We start from the raw sequence: 21,828 nt of genomic DNA on the forward strand, positions 1-21,828 counted from the left end.
AGACGTCATGTTGGATGCTGCGTTTATCAAGGAATGCGCCGATCCCTCACTCGGGCCCGCTGTCGTCGAGCAGTTCGTGGCGGCCGCCGGCTCGACGGATCCCCTCGCCGTGACGATCAAATCCGGGCGCCGGTTGATCCTCGTTCCGAAGGCGAAGTCGGCCGACGAGGCGATGGCGATCGTGAGGCAATATGTCGGCCAGGCGGTGGTTCGCGTCGGCTTGACGCAATTTCCCGCCGGCGTCGGCATCAAGGATGCAGCCGACTTGCAACCGGACCTCGTGGAGCCTTGCGAAAACCTTCGCAAGGGAACTGCGATGTTTGCCAAGGTTCTGAGGATCGTTGCCAAGTGGTACGGCAATCCTAAGTGCGACGAGGTTTTCCCGCAGATATTCGAGGACGCGGTCTATGCCTGGAAGACGGGCGAATTTGAGGGAGAGAGCGTCTTTCAGGCCGAGGATCCGGGCGGCGTGGCAGCAGAGCAGCCCACTCGTGCCAGCCAGCGAGAAGCGACGACGGCCGATCAACCTGTCGAGCCGGTAGCTTCTCAATCGAACCTGCAGGACGCTGGTATTCGGATCGACCTTTCGCGGATCGATGGGCAGCGTTAGCGCTCGGCGGGGGGACGATTATTCAAGTCGGGCCAGATGCAGAAAATTTGTGTGATCCAAACGCATTAACTTGGTGTCGTCCCTTGATGTCCCTGCGCGACGAACCGCTATAATTTGAGAGGCGCCATCTACGGAGATTGGCCGAGGCTATGAATCAGCCGTACTTTAAATTAAATTAAAATCAGTCAGACATACGCTTTAAATTAGCCGACCGATCGTCGAAATGGCGCTGACTGACACGCGTGTTGTGCTAATTGCCGGCCCGCAGCAAGCCGGAAAGACGACTCTCGCACGACAAGTCTCTGGCTCAGATCGTCCATTTATCACCCTCGACGACGTTGGTACGCTGAATGCAGCAAAGACCGATCCGATCGGCTTTATCCGAGGCATCAAACGGGCTGTCGTCGACGAGGTGCAACGCGCGCCCGAACTGATACTGGCTATCAAAGAAAGTGTTGACCGCGATGACGAACCCGGACGGTTCTTGCTTACAGGCTCGGCCAACCTTGCCACCGTTCCGGCGATTGCAGACTCGTTCGCCGGCCGTATGGCCGTTGTCCCACTGTTTCCATTTGCCCAATCTGAGATCCGGTCCACCCCGGGTCGTCTGCTGGATCGGCTGTTCGCCGGCGAGGAGCCTTCCGCCGGCGAGGACACGGTGGTTGGTGACGACCTGATGGCGACAGTGCTGCAGGGCGGTTACCCAGAAGTTTTGCGTCGGCCGACGGCCGACCGGCGAACGGCTTGGCTGGAAGATTATGTGAAACTGATCCTCGACCGCGACGTACGTGAGATCGCCAACATCGATCAGTTGGACCGGTTGCCGCGGTTGCTCGAAGTTCTAGCGGAGCATGCTGGACAATTGGTCAATCACAGCAGTTTCGGTGCGGCGCTTGGATTGTCGAGCATCACCGCACAGAAATACGTCGCGATCCTCGAGTGTCTCTTTCTAATCACGACACTTGTCCCATGGTCCAACAACCGCTTGAGCCGGCTCGTCAAGACACCAAAGCTTCACTTTCTGGACACAGGCTTGCTTGCGACTTTGCGAGAAGACGACGCGGTTGCGTTACGTGACAACAAAGGTCGATTTGGCGCTCTGCTTGAAAGCTTCGTGGTTTCAGAACTGCTGAAGCTGGCGTCATGGTCAGGCCGGCGTTTTTCCTTCTCCCACTACCGGACGAGAGACCAAGATGAAGTCGATATCATCATTGAGGATCGGCGCGGCCGGGTTGTTGGGATAGAAGTTAAGGCGTCAGCAACGGTGAAATCTGACGATTTTCGCGGGTTGCGCCAGTTACAAGAGGCGGTTGGTGATCGTTTCGTGAGAGGGCTCGTCCTACACGACCACGACCGAGTGACGCCATTTGGAGAAAAGCTCCAGGCAGCACCGCTATCTCTCCTATGGACAATGTGAGCCGCGAGCAAGCGGCGTCTCTCGCCGAGACGCTGCCGCGGGCATTCCTTCCTTCTCAGCAGATGTCTATCGTAAAGTCCCGCGAGATTTTCGTCAGTCAAGATCGCGGCTTCACTTCTCCTCCGGCAACCGTTTCAGCAGATCGGACGCCTCTGTTTCCAAGACCCTCGCCAAGCGATCCACCACGACGATACTGGCCTTGTATACGCCGCGTTCCAGGGAGCTGATATAGGTTCGGTCGATTCCTGCTCGATGCGCGAGTTCTTCTTGCGACAGGCCCTTGGCCAGACGCGCAGCTTTCAGATTTCGTGCGAACACCTCTCGAATCTCCATGATCGAGAGAGCAACCGCTTGTGGAGTATTTCACCACGGAGTATACTCTACAACGCGGTTCCACATGTGGAATCAAGGCCCTGCGCGGCGCCAAATGGTGCTTATGTTCGGCGGTGAACGACAGAAAAATCAATTTCCCTCGACTGTCAGAAAATTGGTAATCGATCGCAAGCATGCATGATGCCACTAAGCCTCGGTTCCTGGCGACCGCGAAAATGAAGCAGGAGGAAACAAGGATGATTGAGGCTGGCTCATCCGAGGCAGGCGAACAGGCCGCCCGTGACTCTCGCTACCGGTCGATGCAAGAATCGGAACTGGAAGCATTGGCCGTTTCCGCGATCCTTGAACACCGTCGCCTTCTTGTCGCGGACGAGGCTGTTTACGAAGAATGGACCCGTGCGTCGGCGGACCCGTCGGTCTCCGCCGATGTTCTTGCCAGTCTGCAAGACGAATATCTCGCGCGCCAGAAGAAAGCCGAGGCACAGCAGCGAGAGCTTTCGGAAATCATCGACGTTCTGGGTTATGTTCCCGAGGTTCCGCTCGACGAGGAGACGTGACGGTTACACCAATCCGTGATCCTTCGCGATCGCGACGAGTTGTGGAACAGTCGCGGCCCCGAGCTTGCGACGGGCTTTATCAAGATAATGCTGGACCGTTCTCGCCTTGATCCCCGTCAGCCTGGCGGTTTCTGGAGCGGTTTTGCCTTTCGCGGCCCACATCATGCACATGGCTTCCCGGGGAGAAAGCAATCGTTTTGGTGCAAGAATGGTAGAGGCGGCGATGATTTTCAGGCCGTAGTGGACCGCGAGCAACGCATGAACCGCCTTTCGCGGATCCCGGAGTTTCGAAATGTCGGCCGATTGTGCCGAGGACGCGAAGGTCAGCATCATCGTGGAGCCGAAGCTTCCTTCAACGGGTATCGTCACGCCGCTGCGAATGCCGTGTTTGATTGCCTGGTCTCGAAAGCGCCTGAGTTCAGAGGATCCACGCGCCGGCCAATCATCTGCCCTCCAGCTAAACATGTCCATGCGACGTTTGGCTTCGATGATGACGGGATCGATTAACGCATACCGGCTTTTGAAATAAACGCCCTGCCATTCCTCCGAATACGAATTGCATGTTCGGATTTGCAGGCCCTCTTTCCGCAGAAATGCGAAGCGCTCGAAGCCACATGAATGGGCAAATGTCTTCAGGGCGCTCTTGATCATGCGTTCGTCGTGGGCGATCTCAGTCATGTCGATGAGAGAGCGAAGATCACTATCCATGAAGTTGTCTCCAGTCCGATTGCGTCAGTCCTCCCTTTTGTCTGTTCGCACGGCGCCGGGTACCGCAACGCCAGATCATCGCGGCGACCACGGCCTCCCGCCGTGCTCGCATCACCCGGTGTTTGTGAACGTTTTATGATAACGTCATTCGCGCTTAACGGGTACTGTTTTTTTTGTTTCAAGTTCGGGGGTGTCCTGAACCAAACTTCGGCCCCGACGGTAGAACACGGCAAGCGGTTCGCTCGTGGCTCGGCTCCTTGCATGGTCCCAAGCAACACGAAGCCCGACGCTTGCGCCACCTGCGGCAGCTGTCCGTCGTCCTCGGAGGGGACTTGGTGAATCCTCATATTGCCCACGCTCCCTTGGGCGGCGATCTTGGCGATCAGGCATTCCGTCGGACTTGGATGAGGCTCATTCAGGGCCCTCGGCACGTTCGATCGCCGGATTCGAGAACATTTCGATCGTGACAAGGAAGATCATTGGTAAGCGACAAGCCATTGGAAAACGACGAGCTGAGAAGGGGCTTCGTCAAACGCCGCGCCGCCCGAGCCATGGACCGATGACGGGGTCGGGCGCGGAGGAAACATCTTTCGGTCGAGGCCGGTTGTCGTCGACACTGAAAACACTGAAGCGTGTGCGGCACGGTGACGAGTTGGACTTGGTCCTCGCGGAAATTCGCCAGGCCTATGGCTTCGCGCATGCGACATTCCTTGTCGTCCGTGCCGGAATTTCTCCCCTTTGCTATCCGTACTTTCGCACGACCTATCCGCCCGAATGGACGGACACCTATTTGCGAGAAAACCATTTCGAGATCGATCCTGTCATCGCGATCAGCCGTACCGGCCTTCTTCCGGTCGACTGGCATGCCCTGCGCGTGCCGTCAGAAAAAAGTAAGGCGTTCTTGAGGGACGCGAGAGCGTTTGGCGTCGGCAGACATGGCCTCTCCGTGCCCGTGAGAGGGTCACGCGGAGAGCGTTCCCTCTTTTCGGTAACGTCAAATGCGAGCCGGTCGGACTGGCGGAGACTTCGCGATTCGAGCATCCACGAATTGCAAATCCTGTCCCATTATCTGCATGACAAGGCTTTACCTGTCTCCGGCCTTCGCGCCTTTCGCGAGCACGCCGTACTATCCCGCCGCGAGCGCGAGTGCCTGCGGCTTGTCGCGCTCGGTGAGCTTCCCAAGCGCATTGCCGCCACGCTGGGGATTTCCGAAGGCACGGTACGACTTTATCTGCGCCTGGCCAGGCGCAAGCTCGGCGCCAGGACGCTCCATCAGGCGGTCGCCAGGGCCAGTTTCCTGGAGATGATCGATGTATGAGCCAAATGCCACTCGGCGCCAATCCGACAGCCTTCGCTTGCTCGTCAATCTAACAAAATCGGCCGATTGCTCCGCCATCCCACCTCGATGACATCTGTGCATCACGGAGCCGCCGTTTCAGCCTGCTGACGACGACCCAGTCCAAAGCCGTGATCGCATCGTGACGCGGCTGCTCCTTTCGACCCGACGGGAAGGATTTGAAACATGGTTAATAGGCAAACGATCGAGGCTTGGCGAAAGGCGCCCCGCCTGAACGCGTTCGCGCCGTTTTTTGAGCGAACCGCTCGAGGTCTTGGCGGAATGCCTGACCTCGCCACTCCCGAACCCGACTTATCGCTCCTGGAATTCGATCTTGACTGCATGGCGTTCTGGGACACGCACCGCCGCCTTTGGGGGAATTTCGACCACCATTATTTCGCGAGCATTCCCTATCGCCTGGAAGAGGAGTGCCGATTGGGCGCCGCGATGCTCGTCCTTGCCCTGCACGCATGGGGACGCAGGCGGCAAGCCGCTGCCGTTTATACGCTCGGGGCCGGAGCCGGCACGCTTTCGAGATCGCTGGCAAGGCTCGGCGACGGGAGGCTGAAAACGCTCTGCTGCAGTCCCACGGACGGAAATCGCATCAGTTTCTTCGCGCGGCGCGGAAGCGAGCATGCCCATTTCCATCACGGTCCGTTCTTCGAGCTCGACGACGAACGATATGCGACCGATGAAAATCTCCAGCCATTCCGGGACGGCTATGATCTACTTTTCGAAGATACGACCTTTCAAATGTACGGTCGTGACCGGAAGGAGCAACTCGCCGTCATCGCGCCTCGGATCAGACCCGGCGGCCTGCTTATACAGGTGCAAAAGATCGCGCATCCGGACGTCGATGCCTATCTGGAACGCGAGCGCCAGAAGGACGAACAATTCAAGTCGCGCTATTTCTCGAAAACCGAGATCGTGGCCAAGAAGCACGAGGTTCTCGACACCATGACGAAGTTCCAGGTGGACCTGGAGACGTCGATCACCGCGCTGGGATCCTATTTCAGCTATTCCGTCGTCACTTGGAATAGCGGCAATTTCTACACGATCGTTTCGTCCAATTCGGCCGCGTCACTGCGAGAGTTCGTCACCTCGATGGTGAAGCCGGCGATTCCAGAGGAATTTTGCTACGAGCAACTGCCTCTTATTTTTGCGCACGAGACAGCGCCGCCGCTCGATGAGCGGTGGGCGTGGCGGACTGCTCGCCCTGCGGTGGATTCTGACAGTGCCATATGAGGGGTCAAGACAAGGAAACGGATACGCATGGATGCGAGCGGCGACGGCCATTTGACCCCGGCGGACCTGAAGAGGACCTTGTCACATGTGATGCCAGGCCTTGACCAGTTCTGGAGCCGCGAGCTTAACGATTACGCAAGAGCTGTTTACGAGGTCGAGCGCCACCGCGCCGGTTGCGCTATTCGCGACGATGCCATGATCCGGCTGAAAGCGTGTGTCGAACGGGCGGCACTGAGGTCAGGTGCCGATCGCGCGCGGGCGCGAGAGGCTGCGGATCAATTGGCCGCGGCTCCTGTCATGCAAACCGGACCACATTGCCATCTGCTGATAGAGCCCGATAGCTTTTACACACATCTGTTCAGCCTGCTTGGTCTTAGCGCCTATCGGCTTCGATGGCATATCTGGTATGGCGCCTCCACCGTCAAATTCATCGAGAAGGCGAAGAAGGGGCCCGGGTGGCTCAATCTTGAGAACGAAGCGATCAATGTGTTCGGCCTGCCGCGAAGCCGAATGGACGCCTACAGCCTATGTGGATCGAATGGCGCCTACAATTTCCTGTTGTCGGGAATCGAAAGGAGCGAAGCGGCCAATCCGTCTGCGGCGAGGTTGAAAGCGATCCTGCCGAGCGAAGGCTTCGCATCGGCCGCCGAGGCGATCAAAGCCGGGAATCAGGCACTATGGACGCGGTTTTTTCCGGAGCCGGTTCAGTTGCTTCAGATTGACGACATCGATGTCGCGGATCTCGTGGCAGATCACCTTGAAGATACGGGCTCATGGCTTTCGAAGTGCATCGGTGGAGATGGCGGATGGGCTTCCGCCATCCTGGAGGCGATCGATGAACTTGACACCGGGCCATGGACAGGATGGATTCGCAGAACGACAGACCTGTTCTGGGGATTGGCAGACGGCAAGATCTATCCCTTGCAGTTGAAAAATGGCGATCTGTCGGACATTAAGGGATCCCGCTCCGACGTGCCATTTCAGCCCAGCTGTATCGCGGAAGCGCTTCGGGAACGCAGAATCGTGCCCAGCCTGTTTGTCGCGTTTCTGGTGATCTCAATCCTGCCAGGAACACGCGTTCTCGGTGGATGTCGTCAGGTCGTCTACTATCCCCTCATGCGCCATGTTCTTGCGACAGCGCTCGGGAAGACAGGTGAAACTGATCTGTTGAACTCCCTCCGCGCCGACGCCTGTCCAGGAGTATGGGGACATCGCGTGCTGAAACCACATAACGGTTCTCCCTTTGCGGCCTTGGAGAACGAGACCGTGATGGGTCTGCTGGAGATCTATGGTAAACAGTCGCTTACGGACGCATGCGGTGATCTCGCGAGTTTTACCGGCGATCCGATTTGGGCGGAACTGACAGAGCGCGCGAGAAACAGGGGGCTTCATGCTCCGCCGCCGGAGTGGCAGTGGGCACGGTGGTCGTAACAAACCGCCTCGGAGAAACTGAAACATACGGCCCCCTCACCCGTTATAACTGGCCCTACTCTACTGGAGATGGATATGTCGTCGAACGCACGGAGGCTAATGATCAGGCGCCTAACAATCGACGACGTCGAAGTCTTCCGCCGCATTCGCCTGGAGGCACTTTCCTGCGAACCGTCCGCATTTGCGAGCGTCCACGAAGATTGGGTAGATCTTTCGGACGAGGAGTGGCGCAACCGGTTGAACGAGCCGGCTTTCGTCGCTTTCATCAATGAGGAGCCGGTTGGGATGATGGGCCTCTCACGTCATCGCCCGAGGAAATTGGCGCATCGCGCAACCCTCGTGAGTGTTTATGTGCGAGAGAGTGCGCGCGGATCCGGCGCCGCGGCCGATCTTCTGACCACGGTTTCAGATTATGCAAGAAGTCTTGGAATTCTGCAGTTGGAACTCGCGGTCAACGCCGAGAATACGGTCGCGGCGCGATTCTATCGGCGCCATGGCTTTGTCGAGGTTGGTCGAATTCCCGGCGGAGTGCTCGACGACGGCAGGGCAATCGACGACATCATCATGGTGTGGCGACTGGGCGGATGAGCACCCCTCAGGCCACCCTCGACCAGCTGGCTGGCAGACCCGCGGCAAATCTTCTCACGTAAGATGGACTTCGAAGCTCACGTGATGGAGCAAATGCTGGTCCAGCCTTAAAGAAACGGGGCAAAGGTCAGGGGCCAATATTTTTCGCGCCGAGCCATTTTTCATCAAATACCTCGCGCGAAATCGGAACGTCGTGGGATGCTAGGCAACCAACCAGTTGAATGCCGCTATTGAAGATCAGAGATCTCCTGCCACCATCAGGTCTCATCGCGGCAATTACGCGCGTCGAGCTTCGCCGTTGAGAGAAGCAGCCTTTTATATACTTGCCAGTAGTGCGAATTTTAATCAAAACTTTCGACTGGCGCGATCTCTCCACCCACTCGCGGCATATAGTCCCGATCCGGCACCTTAAAGGCCGGTGATGCAGGATCCCATTCCAGTCGTCTCGTAGTGCGCGAGAGATCGGGAGCGCTGACCACAAAGCGCTCATCATAGCGAGCATACAGAGTGTCGAAGAAGCCGCTCAATCGAAGCGGGCTATCGGGACCAGGAAAACTATCGAGCAGGCTGTTTCGTCTAGTCCCGTGCATTTCGACCAGACCGAAGCCTATCGCCTCGTAACGGCTTACATCGTCGCGAATGCCGCGCCGGCCGACGAGTTCGCGCAGCGCATTATGAAAGCGGACGATACCGGCAACCGGTTCGCCACCTTCCGTCATAGCGACGTCGTTGGCGGCAAGCGTCTTGGCACCTTCGCTTGCCTGCTCCGCATCTGCGGCGACTTCGGCGGCATCGTCAAGTGCAGTTTCAATCATTCGGTTTGCACGTAGCAGGACGAGGTAGCCTAGAACCAGTGCCGGATACGTGATGTGCAGATTGGTACACTCACCGATCGTCTCTTCCATGCGGTTCGTCAGGTTTCGGAATGCACCGGTCACTCCCTTGCATGAAACGGCCAGAACCGGGCCAATACCCTCGCGCGTCACCACGACGTCGACGTTCTTGGTCTTCAAGGCGCCAAGGACGGTCCGCTCGCCACCTCCTGCCGAAGCCGGTTCGTATTCGAGAAGAGGGGGCTTTCCGGAACGGCGCTTTATACGAAATGGTGGGCGGGGTACGATATCGTCTGGATCAAAGCCGCCTTCGATGACCAATCGACAGGCTACATACCAATGCAGCGGCTTGATGTGGCTGGCGCTCTGGGTCTTGCCAGTGAATTCCGCAAAAGCCGCCAAGGCATCAGACTGATTGGTCCATTGGCAGGTCTTCGCCTCCAGATTACTCGGCATAATGCCTCCAACGATGAAGCGTGTTGATCGCATCTTCCAATGCGTCGTTGTGGGCTTCAGCGGCTCTGGCCTCCACTGGAAAGAGAATGCGCGAAGCTTCCCGGGGCTCCAGCTTCAACATTCCGCCGCCGAGCGCGTGCCCTTCAAGCTCGCAACTCAGCCGCACGAATGGGGTTGTCCATTGCGGCAGCAACTTGGCTGCAAGCGCACGATCACGGACACGCACCGAGTGAACGCTGTTGGTGCAGGTCACACCGGCGAGGTTTTGCACGAGGTTCGCGGATCGACCCGACATGTAGCTCAGGACGAAGTCCGGTATCTGCACATCCGGCACGGCATACCACGGCGTGCGATTGCGGCACTTGTAGCCGAGGCGGGCTTCACGGCCGGCACTGCTGTTCAGATAGCGCTGCACGCTCGACGGCAGTTCCTGTCCGCGCGTCAGTCGAAGGAGAAGAACCTTATCATCACTTTTGGTCCAAGCTTCGACAGTTGCCTCGGTAATCTGGCTGCTCGGCATCGCCCGGCCGTTGCGCAGGCTGGGATGAAGAAATGCAGCCGGAATTCCCAGCCGCTTGGCCTCCGATGGCCGCAGATGGAAAAAGTCATTGTCTCCGCTCACATACCCGATACCAATGGAGGCTATATCGCCGAACCGTTTGCTTGTCGGATCCTGGATGGCCGTCGCATAGATGTCGCGAACATTCTTCGACAAGAGGTACGGTCTCAGGCGACGCGACCAGGTCGTGCGCCATTCATCGACGTCGACGAAGATATCAGGCTTCGGCCTGTGTTTGTCGGGCTTGAATGTCTCGCACACTGTCAGGCCAATGCGGGACGTTGAACCGCCGTGGCCTTCGGCATAAAGCAGCCAGCAATCTTCCGAAAGCGATGGAAATAGCTTTCGCCGGATAGCGATGATGTGAACCTCAGCAAAGGAGCCGACAAGGTATTCCAGGAGAGGGGCGGCATATGGCGCATGCCCGATTTCTGCCGGCACGACGAAAGCCATCCGTCCGTCCGGCTTCAGCAGCGAGGCGCTTGCCACCAGGAACGGCGCCCAGGACGATGTCAGGCCGGAGAAGTGCGCGCCATATTGCGAACACAGATCCAACGCGCGGCGTCGGACGTCGCCCTTGAAACTTTGATAGCGAATAAATGGAGGATTGCCCGCTGCGCATTCGAAGCGCTCGCGCGTTTCGGCAGCCCAAGCGAAGAAATCGCCTTTATGAACCAGCGCCCAGGGTGCGGCCGCAATGGCAGCTTGAGCGGAAAGCGGGTTTTGCTCGATGCCGACGGATTTATGGTGGACGGAAATGAATTGGCCGTCGCCGCATGACGGATCTATCAGCCGGTCGGACGGCCGACGAAGCACCCAACTCACGAGAGCCTGCGCGACATCGCTTGGCGTGAAATACGCGCCAGATTGTTTCTGGCTAAAAATAGTCGACTCACCCTTTATCATCGCCCTACCTTGTCCCACCCCATCCGCTGTTTCAACTGAGCATGTCGCCCGCGATGGGCAGAACGTACAAAGAACATCGAAGAGATGCAAAGGCTGCTGATGGCGAGTCCGCAAGCTCACCCGATCTTTCTTCCAGACAGATCATTGCTTCAGGCAGAGATATGTTGAGAGGAAGGTCCAGGGTTGGGGAAACCGGTGTAATCCTTCTGCAGGTCGGCAAACACATCTGCCGGTGTGTGGTACCCGGTGTTGTATGGCTCGGAGGCAGCCGCGCCGCTTGCTCGTGTGCCGAGCGCAAAAAGTGAGCCGCGACAATCGTAAGGGCGACGGGCTGCAGCGATGTGTTCGGCCGATTGTGTTTTAACGGTCTACGCCCCCGGCTTCCTGAAGCGAACACCAACTCCACCACCGTTCTCTGGGATAAATTCTATTCCGGCCGCCTGAAATGCGGCGATGATGCTGCCGATATTATTGTTGATAGGCATATGAGCGCCGCGTTCAAAATCAGCGATCGTTTGCCGAGACACGTTTGCTGCTTTTGCAAGCTCCGCTTGGCTCCAGCCCAACATAGCTCGTGCCCCGCGGCATTGCTCAGTTGTAAGAAGAAAATTATTCAAGGCACACTTTCTGATTGACTTCTATCATTTTGTAGGAGAGGCTACGGTCAGCGATCGAACAAGTGCGGCAACACCTGTTCGATCTGACCACAACCTAAGCTGTCAGGAGCTCGGATCATGGCTGATTCCGACAATAGCAGAACTTTGTCTATGGTCACGCAAGGAGACCTCCATTCCTTCGTGTCGGCGTCTTTTCCCACACATCCTGGGCTTGCAGCCCGACTTATGGGGCCATTGGATATCCAAAATGACGATCTCGCCTTTGCCATTTGGGAGCAATGGTGCGCGGCACGGCACCGGTTGATCGAATCATGCGTGCGGCAGCAGGGTCTCGAAAAGAGGCTGTTCGAGATGGTTGGCACGCCGTCCGACGCGCCTGAGGCGTGGAAGGCGGCCGACCGAGAGTTCGGATATAGCGCGGCGGTTCGGGAAGAGGAACGCGCGGCTGCCATTGAAGACGAGCTGGCAGAAAGGCTGTGGGATACGCCCGCGGAATCAATCGTCGGCGCGAGCCTCAAGCTCGATGCCATGCTCGCCAGATGGGAACCATCCGCTTCAAGCGATGAGGATCCCTGGCCACAGCTCCGTTCTGTCATCGCCGACTTGCTGAAGATTGACGCCGAAATGTCGTCCCGCGGTAGCGTTCGTCGTCAGGTCACGGCCGCGATGCAGGGAGCGACGCTCGGTGTCTAGCACCGCGCGTCTGCCGCAGGTCGGGTTCGCCGCTTCGGTTCCTCTCTAGGAATTTATCGGTTTTCGTTCCCCTCCGCTGACGCGGAGACGCCTCTGCCTCGTGTAATCGGAGGATGCCGCTTCGGGGTTGCTCATCGGGACGGCCGGCCGGGCCAGACGGTGCGAGCCGGATCCCTGAGGAAATCATCTCAATAGACATGCGTGGTGGGATCGCTTCCACCGCGACGGCCTCGGCCGCGCCAAAATTAAGAAAAGGGAACTTCATGATGAAACTCGGAAATCCATTGCGTCGGCTCATCCTGTCCGCGCCGCTGATCCTGTTTACGGTCTGGAGCGTGCTGGCTGGCCCGGCACAGGCGCAGGAGCTGCGGATCGCCACCTCGTACAAGCTGATGACGCTCGATCCGCATTACGCGAACCTCAACGAGAACACATCACTGCTGTCCCATATCTATGAGCGGCTGGTCTATCAGGATGAGCATCTTGACCTCAGGCCTGAGCTCGCGGTTTCCTGGCGCGCCGTTTCCGACACGCAGTGGGAATTCAAGCTTCGCGACAATGTCCGCTTTCATGATGGCTCGCCCTTCACGGCGGACGATGTCGTCTATACGATCGAGCGAATCCGCGATGTCCTGAAGCCACCGAGCGGCGGCTTTCGGTCCTATCTGACCGGAATCAAGTCAGTTTCGGCAAGAGATCCCCTTACCGTTGTCATCGACACGGACGGCAATCTCCCGAACCTGCCTTTGTCCCTCTCCTCAATCTTCGTGATGCACAGGCCGGCGCAGGGGTTCCAGACCACCGAGGAGCTCAATACCGGCCGTCCGGTCGGCACGGGACCCTACATGTTCGAGAGTTGGAGTTCCGGCGAGACGCTGAGGCTTTCCAGGAATGATGGCTACTGGGGTGGAAGGCCCGCCTGGTCCGCGGTGACGTTTCGGGTCATTGAAAGCCCCGCCGCACGCGTGGCGGCGCTGGCCACCGGCGATGTCGACGTGGCGGACGCCATTCCCGCGCGCGATGTCGCCTCCCTAAAAAATCGCGGCGTCCGGATCGCCAGCATTGGCGCCGCGCGCGTTAATTTCCTGCAGTTCGACGTTGGCAGAGATACGCTCCCAGGCGTCACCGGAAAGTCCGGCGAACCCATTCCCAACCCCTTTAAGGACCCATCCGTCCGCCGGGCGCTCGCCATGGCGATCGATCGCGGTATCCTGGTCGAGAAGATCCTCTCGGGCTACGGCACGGCCGCCGCGCAAGTCTTTCCGGCGGGCCTGCCGGGCACATCCGCGACCCTGAAGCCCGAGGCGCCGAATTATGACGACGCGAAAGCGCTTCTAGCGAAGGCAGGCTTTCCGAACGGCTTCAACGTCGTTCTGGCCGGACCCGCCGGCCGCTATCCCGGCGACGCCGAGAGCCTTCAGGCCATCGCCCAGAGCTGGGCTCGCATCGGCGTCAGCGTCCGGCCGGTCGCCTCGCCGTTCTCGGTGTTCAATACCCAGAGGGCGGCGGGCGATTATGCCCTGTGGTATGGCGGCAGCTCGGGCGAGACCGTGAATGTCATCCTCGATGCGCTGCTTGCCTCCCCAAATCCCGGCCGTGGAACCGGAGCCCTGAACTTTGGACATTATCGTAACGAGACCTTCGACGCGATGCTCGCCAAGGCGGAAAGCATGCAGGATGGGCCGGAGCGGAACAAGGCACTTGCCGCCGCGACGGAGTTCGTCATGGCCGACCAGCCGATCATTCCGCTCTACCACTTCCATCACATCGTCGGTTACGGGCCGCGTATCGCCTCCTATGTGATGCATCCCCGTGGCTGGACGACCGCGATGCAGGCGCTCGCGGCGACGGAGTAAGCATCATGGCCTTGGTTTCAGTCGCATTCGGCAGGCTTTCTCAAGCCCTCCTTCTCCTCCTCGCCATGTCGCTGATCGGATTCATCGGGCTTCACAGCGTCGGCAACCCGGTGTTCAGCATCGTCAATATGGAAACCGCCACGCCCGAGGATATCCGGCGCGCGACCATCGCGCTCGGGCTGGATCAACCGATCTGGCGTCAGTATCTCCTGTTCCTGGACAATGTCGTGCATGGAAACTTCGGCACGTCCTACATCTATCACCTGCCGGCGTTCGCGCTGGTCATAGCCAAGCTTCCCGCGACGCTCGAACTCGCCGGCGTGGCGATGCTCATCGCGGCTCCGGTCGGCGTAGGAGTGGGGCTCCTCGCCGGCCGGAGGAAGGGTACGTCACTCGATAAGGCCATCTTGAGATCAAGCGTGTTCGCGCTCAGCGTTCCATCATTCTGGCTGAGCATGATGCTGATCCTAGTCGGCGCCATCCTGACGGGCTGGTTCCCCTCCGGCGGCCGGGGTTCGACCGTGGTCGTCCTCGGCGAGGACTGGAGCGTGTTCACCGCGAACGGCCTGTGGCATCTCGCCCTCCCCGCCCTGGCGCTCGCCATCCCGAATATCGCGCTGATCGCCAGGCTGTCGCGAGCAGGCACGATCGAAGTCGAAAACCTGGACTTCACCCGGTTCTGTCGCGCCAAGGGCCTTTCCCCGCGACGGATACTGTTTCGCCACACGCTTCCCAACATCAGCGTGCCGATCGTGACCATCATCGGCCTGCAGTTCGGCGGCATGCTCGCCTTCGCGGTGGTGGTGGAATCCATCTTCGCGTGGCCGGGCGTCGGCAAGCTGCTGATTGATTCCATCCAGCTCCTCGACCGGCCGGTCGTGATGGCCACCCTGACCTTCATCGCCGTCGCCTTCGTCGTTCTGAACGCCCTTGTCGACCTGTTCCAGGCCGTGCTCGACCCGCGCGTGCGCTTGTCTTCATAAGGTGATCCATCGTGAGAACTGAAATCCTAAACACGCTGAAGAGGCGTCCGCGTCTTCAAGTCCTGACCGCCGCCAACATCGTGCTCGCTGTCTATATCCTCGTCGCGGTCGCCGCACCGGCGATCGCACCACAAAACCCTTATGATCCGCTGCAGATCTACGGCTGGGAGGCGTCCTCTCCCCCGGGCACAGGCGGCAGTGGCGGCTATCTTTACCTGCTCGGGACTGATGGGCTCGGCAGGGATATCGTCAGCTGCATCCTCTACGGGTTGCGCATCAGCCTCGTCGTATCGGTCACCAGCGCCGCCATCGCCGCATTGATCGGGCTTACCGCTGGCGTCTGTGCTGCCTTTTTCGGCAAGTGGGTGGATATCGCGATCATGCGGCTGGTCGACCTGCAACTCAGCCTTCCGACGATCCTCATCGCCCTGATCGCCATCGTCACACTTGGGCCTGGAATGGACCGGATCATCCTGGCCCTAATCATCGCCCAGTGGGCGACCTATGCGCGGCTGGCGCGCGGCATCGCCTTGAGCGAGGCGGGCAAGCCTTACATGGATGCCGCGCGCTTGCTGCGGATGCCGACCTCGCGGATCATCTTTCGCCACCTGCTACCGAACAGCATCGCGCCTGCCGTGACCCTGATACCGATCGAGATCGGTCACGCCGTGGCGCTCGAGGCGACCTTGTCCTTTCTGGGCCTTGGAGTTCCGCTCGACAAGCCATCCCTGGGTTCCACCGTCGCGAACGGCTTTCAGTATCTCCTGACCGGCCAGTACTGGATCAGCCTTTTCCCCGGCCTCGCCCTATTCGGGCTGATCGCCAGCATTAATCTGGTCGGCGAGGATATTCGCCGCCGTCTTGACCCGAGGAGCCGCGCGGCATGAGCGAAGAAAACATGAAGACTCCCCTGCTTCGGGTGCGCAATTTTGGCCTTCGTTACCGCTCGGCGTCCGGGCCGGTCACAATCCTGACCGATGTGAGCTTCGAACTCGATCGTGGCGAGATCCTCGGCATTATCGGCGAGTCGGGAGCGGGAAAATCCACGCTGGGTAATGCCGTGCTCGGCCTGCTCGCACCGGAATTCCAGCAATCGACCGGAACGATCGAATTCGATGGCAAGTCCATCGACGCCATGACAATGAGTGAGCGAGATGCCATTCGCGGGCGGCGGATATCGGCTATTTTTCAGGATCATACATCCTCGCTCGATCCGCTAATGAGCGTCGGGACGCAGATCCAGGAGACGATCCTGGCGATCGACCCCTCCCTTTTTCGGCGCCAGGCCCGCGCGCGTGCGATCGATCTGCTGGGCCGAGTTGGAATTCCCGACCCGGAGCGGCGATATGGCGATTACCCGCATCAGTTTTCGGGTGGCCAAAGACAGCGGATTGTCATCGCCATCGCGATTGCCGGCTCTCCGGACATCATCATCGCCGACGAGCCGACATCGGCGCTGGATGCCACCGTCCAGAAGCAGATTCTCGGATTGCTTCGAACCCTCGTCGATGAAACCGGCGTCTCGGTCGTCCTCGTCACGCATGACATGGGCGTGGTTTCCGAGATCACCGACCGAGTCCTTGTCATGAGAAAGGGCCAAGTGGTCGAGCAGGATCGTACCACGGCTATCCTGGACGTGCCGCGAAATGACTATACGCGGAACCTGCTCGCGGCCGTCCCGCGGCTGCGGATCGCCGTGACGGCTGTGAAGACTGATAATGACACGGGTGGGATTGTTTCCGTCAAGAACGATAACGAGCGAGACATGTTTCTCGTGGTTGAAGGTCTTTCCAAAACCTTTCCGCCGCCGGGGCTGGCGTGGCGCCTTGGCGGGAACGGCCCGAAGTTCGCGCTGCGTGACGTCAATGTCCAACTGCGGCGCGGCACGATCACCGGCATCGTCGGCGAGAGCGGGAGCGGCAAGACGACTCTTGGCCGTATCGTCGCTGGCCTCGACACGGCACAAACAGACAGGATCATCATCGACGGAAGGGATTATGACCCTTCGAGGAATGGCCGGCACGGCGGTCTTCTCGGCCGCGTGCAGATGATCTTTCAGGACCCGGCCATGTCGCTCAATCCCAGGATGACGATCGAGGAGACGCTGCGCGAAAGCATCCGATTTGGCGGAGTTTCGCGTCACGATGGCGAGCCCGACGATCTCGTGAGGATGATGGATCGCCTCGGCCTCGCCCGAAGCCTGCTCGGCCGATATCCGCACCAGCTTTCGGGCGGCCAGAAGCAACGCGCCTGCATAGCGCGAGCCCTGCTGGCTAAGCCGCAAATCATCGTGGCGGACGAACCGACATCGGCTCTCGACGTCTCCGTGCAGGCGGAGATCGTGACGCTGCTGAAGGACACCATCACCGAGCGGGACATCACCATGATCTTTATCTCCCATGATCTGGCCGTCGTGCAGCAGCTCTGCGATTCCCTTTACATCTTCAGGAATGGCCAAGTGGAGGATGCCGGCCCTTGCGATGCCGTCTTCTCGCGTTCCCGCAATCCCTACACGCAAACGCTCATCAGCGCGCGGCCTCACCGCTTCATGGCCTGAGCCTCGATTGTTGCAACGGCTGAGCGCCGGTGCGCGCTTCAATATTGGTTTTTGGAAATTGGCGGCATTCGCCGCGATAAAAGGTGACACATGAACAACAGCTTCACGTTGGCCGTCACAGGCCAATCGCTCATAAAGCACGACATCCACGATATAAGCGCTGCAGCCTTCGGGCAGGTTCGCTCGCTACTTCATCAGGCCGATCTCTCGTTCACCAATTTCGAGGGGACGATCCTTGGTAATCACGGCGGTTGGCCGCTAAAGGGTTCGTTCTTCGGATGCAGCAAACCAGCCGTCCTGGACGCTCTCCGATCCATGGGGTTCGGCGCGCTTTCGCTCTCGAACAATCATGCCTTCGATCTTGGCCCGCCGGGCGTGTTGTCGACGCTGGAAGAGGTGGAGAAGCGAGGCTTCCTCCATGCCGGTCTTGGTCGCAACGGTCAGGAGGCCTCGCGTGCGGGTGTCGGGACAATCAAGGGCCGGCGTGTCGCGATCATCGCAATGGATGGCGGTCCGGGTCCGGATTTCATGTATGCGGCGGATGCGGACAACGGCCGTCCCGAGCGCCCCGGCGTGAACCGGCTCGGACTGTCACAGGTGATCGAGGTGGACGAAGAGTCGTTCCGACGGATCGGCGTCATCCGGGATAGGGTCGGCTACACGCCGATCGACCTTGCCAATGACAGCCAGCCGGACGATCCACGGCGTCTCTCTCCAAATCGCGAGATCGGTATCGGTCGCGCCGTGTTCACGCGATCCAACGGGTTCGGCCGCGGCGTGACGATCGATGAGCGCGACATGGCAAGAAATCTCGCGGCGATCGGCTCCGCCGCGGCCGACGGCTCCTTGGTGGTCGCCTATCTGCACCATCATCACTGGGCCTCGGACTGGTACCAGGTTCCCGAATGGGTCGGCGGCGTCGCCCGGCAATGCATCGACGCGGGAGCCGCCATGTTCGTCAGCCACGGCGCGCCGGTTCTCCAGCCCCTGGAGATCTATCGGGCCAAGCCGATCTTCTACAGTCTTGGCAATTTCATCTTCCATGTTCGTTCGGAAAAATCGACTTGGACGGCACCCGAGGTCTGGGAGAGCGTGATCGGCTTGTGCTCTTTCGACGGTGACAACAATCTTACCGCCATAACGCTTCATCCCGTCATCATCGGCGGCGACGAGGGACTGAAGGACCGACTGCTGGAGCGCCGGCTGGTGCCACATCTGGCAACGGCGAAAAGCGCCGAGAGAATCTTGCGGCGGTTTTCCCAACAATCGGCCAGCCTTGGCGTCGATATCGTGATCGAGGGCGATATTGGCGTCGTGCGGCTCGAGCCGAGGACATCAGGGTCGGAGGTCATGCGCGATCGCTTCGCTATCTGACGCCATGCCCAAATGCAGCGATCGGCCGTGCCACGAATGAGAATGCCGAGGATTTCGACGGCACCTCCTTGGGCCAGCCTGGATGGGATGAAAAACATGCAAGTTCGAGACGAGCTCGTCAGTCGATTTTTTCGTTATGCCGCGATCGAAAGCCAGAGCGACGGCCGTTCCCAATCGCTGCCATCATCACCCGGACAACTCGAGCTCGCCGTCTTGCTGGCAGAGGAGTTGCGTACGCTCGGGCTCGATGATGTCCAGGTCGACGAGCATGCGATCGTGACGGCGGTGAAGCGCGGGAGCAGACCGAAGGCTCCAAAAGTTGGCTTCATAGCCCATCTTGATACAGTAGACGTCGGTCTCTCGCCGATCGTCCGACCGCGGGTTCTTCGCTTCGAGGGAGCGGATCTTTGCCTCAATCCTCGCGAGGACATTTGGCTGCGCGTCGACGAACATCCGGAAATTCTCCGTTGGGCAGGCGAGGAGATCATCTTCGGCGACGGCACCAGCGTCCTGGGCGCGGATAACAAGGCGGCGATCGCGGTCATCATGACACTCCTTGCCCGGCTCGATGCAAAAGGCGAGCACGGAGACATCTTCGTTGCCTTCGTACCGGACGAGGAAATCGGGCTGCGGGGATCCAAGGCGCTCGATCTCTCCCGCTTCCCTTGCGATTTCGCCTATACGATCGATTGCTGCGAGCTAGGCGAAGTAGTCCTTGAGACCTTCAACGCCGCATCTTGTGAAATCGTCTTCACGGGTGTCAGCGCTCATCCCATGTCGGCGAAGGGCACCCTCGTCAATCCCCTGCTAATGGCCATGGACTTTATCGGCCACTTCGACCGTGGCGATGCACCGGAATGCACTCAGGATCGGGAGGGTTTTTTCTGGTTCAAGGATCTGATCGCAAATGACAGCCAGGCGACGTTGATCGCCCTGATCCGGGACTTCGATGAGATCGGATTCAATGAACGCAAACGTCGGATCTTGGAGATAGCGGATTTGGTCAACTCGCGATATCCGACTGGCGATGTTCGCTGCCAGCTGGCCGATACCTACCAAAATATCGCCAGCAGCCTTTGCGATGATAACCGCGCCGCTGAGCTGCTTTTCGAGGTTCTCGCCGAGCTCGGGATCGAAGCGAAGCTACTGCCAATGCGCGGCGGCACCGATGGCGCCGTGCTTTCCGCTCGAGGAACACCGACTCCGAACTTCTTCACCGGCGCGCACAACTTTCATTCTCGCTTCGAGTTTCTACCTCTGCCGGCCTTCGAACGATCATTGGATGTTGCCCGCGGGATATGCCTGCTGGCCGCCAGGGAAAATGGATCGGACGGCAGCTGAAGGAATCGGGACTCGCGGGACCTCGTTTGGCATCGGCACCTTCTACGGAAAATTCAGCGACTTAGGGACGAGACGGATGCACCGAAATCATCGATGCGTTCCGCTTGACGCTCCGTCGAAGCTTCTCTTATCCCTGATAGGGGGCCGGGAAGATTATGTCCTGGTCCACCAGGACGTTGAATTTGTAGCCCGGCCTGATTTGGATCGTCGGCTGAACATTGAGGCTCTTCGAGATCGTCTGTTCCGCGACCCGGCCGAAGCTCTCGGCGAAATTTCGTCGCGCGGCATCCGAGGCCGTGTCCTGCGTCGCAAGCGTTGAGCTTTCCGGCATCGACATGTCGATCCCCGTCCCGATGATCGCCACCAGCGCCGCTGAACCGAATGTCCTCCAGAGATGGCGGTCTACCTTGTCCCGGAAGCCCCCATATCCCTCAGCGTCGGTGCCTGCCATGCCGCCGATCCGCAAGGTAGACCCGTTTGGGAATATAAGATCCGTCCAGACGACTAGTACCCGTTCCTGACCAAAGGAAACTTTCGAGTCATATCGACCAAACAGCTTGGCGCCCTGCGGGATGAGGAGGCGATAGCCCGTCGCGCTGTCATAGACGTTCTGGCTGACCTGCGCGGTCACGCGCCCAGGCAAGTCGGAGTTGAGGCCGGTGATCAAGGTCGCGGGAATGACCGAGCCGCGCTTCAGTTCATAAGGCGACATCCGCGGCACGACCTGGTTCGGCAGGTAGCCGAGATCCTTGATGTCCTGGTTGAAGAAATCCTCCTTCGACGCCTGGCCGTTCTGGTCGACGTTTTGGCCGATAAGCCCGGATTTCATGGCGGTGGCGTAGAGGTCCGAAGCATTGTTCGCGGCGGCATTCGGCGCCTGGCGACCAGGCTCATTGGTGGAACTCGCCGCCTTCTCGACATCCGAGATGTCGACTTTAATCGGTGAATCGAGCGCGGTGGCGCGGGCCTGAAGGCGCGCCATCCGTTGGCGCTGTGCTTCACGGATATATTGCTCGTCCTGCTCCCGCTTCAACCGCGCCTTCCACTCCTCTTCCGACTCCAGCCTTTGTCGACGATCTTGCCGCTCCGGTGGCTGACGTTCGACGAGTGGTTCGTGCTTCTCCGTTTTTTCCACGATAACGGGAGTTGGTTGAAACGACTCCTGCTTTTCCGGCTCACCGATAATGCCATCGGTTACACCTCTCTTGAGCTGGTCGCCGAAATTGGTCGCGGGGCTGTTAGACGCCTCCACGATGTCGCCACGTTGGAAGGAAAGACCGCGCAGCGACAGACCGATGACGACGATTCCCACGAACAGCGTGATGACGATGATGGCGACGATGATCGGCAGGCGGTTGAGCCGGCGCATGCCGGTCTGATCGTCGGCTTGGCCTGACGTGCCAAGCTGGAGCGATTGGCCCATTTCGA

The 21,828-nt window shown here is 59.2% G+C and carries 20 protein-coding genes; 14 read left to right on the forward strand and 6 right to left on the reverse strand.

Annotated features, from left to right (window positions below; genetic code table 11):
* Positions 1-7: 7 nt before the first annotated feature.
* Positions 8-610 (forward strand): TraH family protein, encoded by a 603-nt coding sequence (locus FBZ99_RS23385; protein ID WP_145635108.1) that lies wholly within the window; start codon positions 8-10, stop codon positions 608-610.
* Positions 611-833: 223 nt separating this feature from the next.
* Positions 834-2,027 (forward strand): ATP-binding protein, encoded by a 1,194-nt coding sequence (locus FBZ99_RS23390; protein ID WP_145635110.1) that lies wholly within the window; start codon positions 834-836, stop codon positions 2,025-2,027.
* A 111-nt stretch (positions 2,028-2,138) separates the two neighbouring features.
* Here the strand turns inward: FBZ99_RS23390 and FBZ99_RS23395 are convergent, their stop codons facing one another.
* Positions 2,139-2,360 carry a helix-turn-helix domain-containing protein gene (locus FBZ99_RS23395; RefSeq protein WP_069610815.1) on the reverse strand — a complete coding sequence of 74 codons (222 nt, stop codon included), beginning with the start codon at positions 2,358-2,360 and terminating at the stop codon, positions 2,139-2,141.
* A gap of 236 nt (positions 2,361-2,596) precedes the next feature.
* On the opposite strand from FBZ99_RS23395, the gene FBZ99_RS23400 reads away from it, so the two are divergent.
* Positions 2,597-2,917, forward strand: coding sequence for a transcriptional repressor TraM (locus FBZ99_RS23400; RefSeq protein WP_145635112.1), 321 nt, complete (start codon positions 2,597-2,599; stop codon positions 2,915-2,917).
* Positions 2,918-2,920: 3 nt separating this feature from the next.
* Here the strand turns inward: FBZ99_RS23400 and FBZ99_RS23405 are convergent, their stop codons facing one another.
* Positions 2,921-3,625 carry an autoinducer binding domain-containing protein gene (locus tag FBZ99_RS23405; protein WP_145635114.1) on the reverse strand — a complete coding sequence of 235 codons (705 nt, stop codon included), beginning with the start codon at positions 3,623-3,625 and terminating at the stop codon, positions 2,921-2,923.
* A gap of 658 nt (positions 3,626-4,283) precedes the next feature.
* Between FBZ99_RS23405 and FBZ99_RS23410 the strand changes: the two genes are divergently transcribed.
* The 4 genes from FBZ99_RS23410 to FBZ99_RS23425 all read left to right on the forward strand — a co-directional run bounded on the left by FBZ99_RS23410 (position 4,284) and on the right by FBZ99_RS23425 (position 8,225).
* The gene (locus FBZ99_RS23410) at positions 4,284-4,943 is read left to right on the forward strand and encodes a helix-turn-helix transcriptional regulator (RefSeq protein ID WP_233790120.1); all 660 of its coding nucleotides are present in this window, start codon (positions 4,284-4,286) and stop codon (positions 4,941-4,943) included.
* Positions 4,944-5,147: 204 nt separating this feature from the next.
* Positions 5,148-6,206 (forward strand): class I SAM-dependent methyltransferase, encoded by a 1,059-nt coding sequence (locus tag FBZ99_RS23415; protein WP_246661181.1) that lies wholly within the window; start codon positions 5,148-5,150, stop codon positions 6,204-6,206.
* Positions 6,207-6,233: 27 nt separating this feature from the next.
* Complete coding sequence (locus FBZ99_RS23420) at positions 6,234-7,637, forward strand: hypothetical protein (RefSeq protein ID WP_145635118.1); 1,404 nt, start codon at positions 6,234-6,236, stop codon at positions 7,635-7,637.
* A 99-nt stretch (positions 7,638-7,736) separates the two neighbouring features.
* Positions 7,737-8,225, forward strand: a complete 489-nt coding sequence (locus FBZ99_RS23425) for a GNAT family N-acetyltransferase (RefSeq protein ID WP_145635120.1) — start codon at positions 7,737-7,739, stop codon at positions 8,223-8,225.
* Positions 8,226-8,566: 341 nt separating this feature from the next.
* On the opposite strand, the gene FBZ99_RS23430 is transcribed toward FBZ99_RS23425, so the two are convergent.
* The 3 genes from FBZ99_RS23430 to FBZ99_RS23440 all read right to left on the reverse strand — a co-directional run bounded on the left by FBZ99_RS23430 (position 8,567) and on the right by FBZ99_RS23440 (position 11,548).
* The gene (locus tag FBZ99_RS23430) at positions 8,567-9,514 is read right to left on the reverse strand and encodes a hypothetical protein (RefSeq protein WP_145635122.1); all 948 of its coding nucleotides are present in this window, start codon (positions 9,512-9,514) and stop codon (positions 8,567-8,569) included.
* Positions 9,504-10,898, reverse strand: coding sequence for an Eco57I restriction-modification methylase domain-containing protein (locus tag FBZ99_RS23435; RefSeq protein ID WP_233788743.1), 1,395 nt, complete (start codon positions 10,896-10,898; stop codon positions 9,504-9,506). The genes FBZ99_RS23430 and FBZ99_RS23435 overlap by 11 nt, the downstream gene beginning before the upstream one ends.
* A 449-nt stretch (positions 10,899-11,347) precedes the next feature.
* The gene (locus tag FBZ99_RS23440) at positions 11,348-11,548 is read right to left on the reverse strand and encodes a helix-turn-helix transcriptional regulator (RefSeq protein WP_145635268.1); all 201 of its coding nucleotides are present in this window, start codon (positions 11,546-11,548) and stop codon (positions 11,348-11,350) included.
* A 273-nt stretch (positions 11,549-11,821) separates the two neighbouring features.
* Between FBZ99_RS23440 and FBZ99_RS23445 the strand changes: the two genes are divergently transcribed.
* From FBZ99_RS23445 to pepT, 7 genes are all read left to right on the forward strand, one after another.
* Positions 11,822-12,289, forward strand: a complete 468-nt coding sequence (locus FBZ99_RS23445; RefSeq protein ID WP_233788754.1) for a hypothetical protein — start codon at positions 11,822-11,824, stop codon at positions 12,287-12,289.
* A 266-nt stretch (positions 12,290-12,555) separates the two neighbouring features.
* Positions 12,556-14,145 (forward strand): ABC transporter substrate-binding protein, encoded by a 1,590-nt coding sequence (locus FBZ99_RS23450; protein WP_145635270.1) that lies wholly within the window; start codon positions 12,556-12,558, stop codon positions 14,143-14,145.
* 5 nt (positions 14,146-14,150) lie between these two features.
* Complete coding sequence (locus FBZ99_RS23455) at positions 14,151-15,128, forward strand: ABC transporter permease (RefSeq protein WP_145635128.1); 978 nt, start codon at positions 14,151-14,153, stop codon at positions 15,126-15,128.
* 11 nt (positions 15,129-15,139) lie between these two features.
* A complete protein-coding gene (locus tag FBZ99_RS23460; protein ID WP_145635131.1) occupies positions 15,140-16,015 on the forward strand; it encodes an ABC transporter permease in 876 nt (291 codons plus the stop codon).
* Positions 16,012-17,685, forward strand: coding sequence for a dipeptide ABC transporter ATP-binding protein (locus FBZ99_RS23465; protein WP_145635133.1), 1,674 nt, complete (start codon positions 16,012-16,014; stop codon positions 17,683-17,685). Before FBZ99_RS23460 ends, FBZ99_RS23465 begins: the two co-directional genes overlap by 4 nt.
* A gap of 90 nt (positions 17,686-17,775) precedes the next feature.
* Complete coding sequence (locus FBZ99_RS23470) at positions 17,776-19,059, forward strand: CapA family protein (RefSeq protein WP_145635135.1); 1,284 nt, start codon at positions 17,776-17,778, stop codon at positions 19,057-19,059.
* Positions 19,060-19,155: 96 nt separating this feature from the next.
* Positions 19,156-20,400, forward strand: coding sequence for a peptidase T (gene pepT / locus FBZ99_RS23475; protein WP_145635137.1), 1,245 nt, complete (start codon positions 19,156-19,158; stop codon positions 20,398-20,400).
* Between the two features lie 127 nt (positions 20,401-20,527).
* On the opposite strand, the gene trbI is transcribed toward pepT, so the two are convergent.
* Positions 20,528-21,823, reverse strand: a complete 1,296-nt coding sequence (trbI, locus tag FBZ99_RS23480; protein WP_145635139.1) for an IncP-type conjugal transfer protein TrbI — start codon at positions 21,821-21,823, stop codon at positions 20,528-20,530.
* Positions 21,824-21,828 lie beyond the last annotated feature (5 nt).

This window comes from Rhizobium sp. ERR 1071, from assembly GCF_007828675.1.
Taxonomy (GTDB): domain Bacteria; phylum Pseudomonadota; class Alphaproteobacteria; order Rhizobiales; family Rhizobiaceae; genus Rhizobium; species Rhizobium dioscoreae.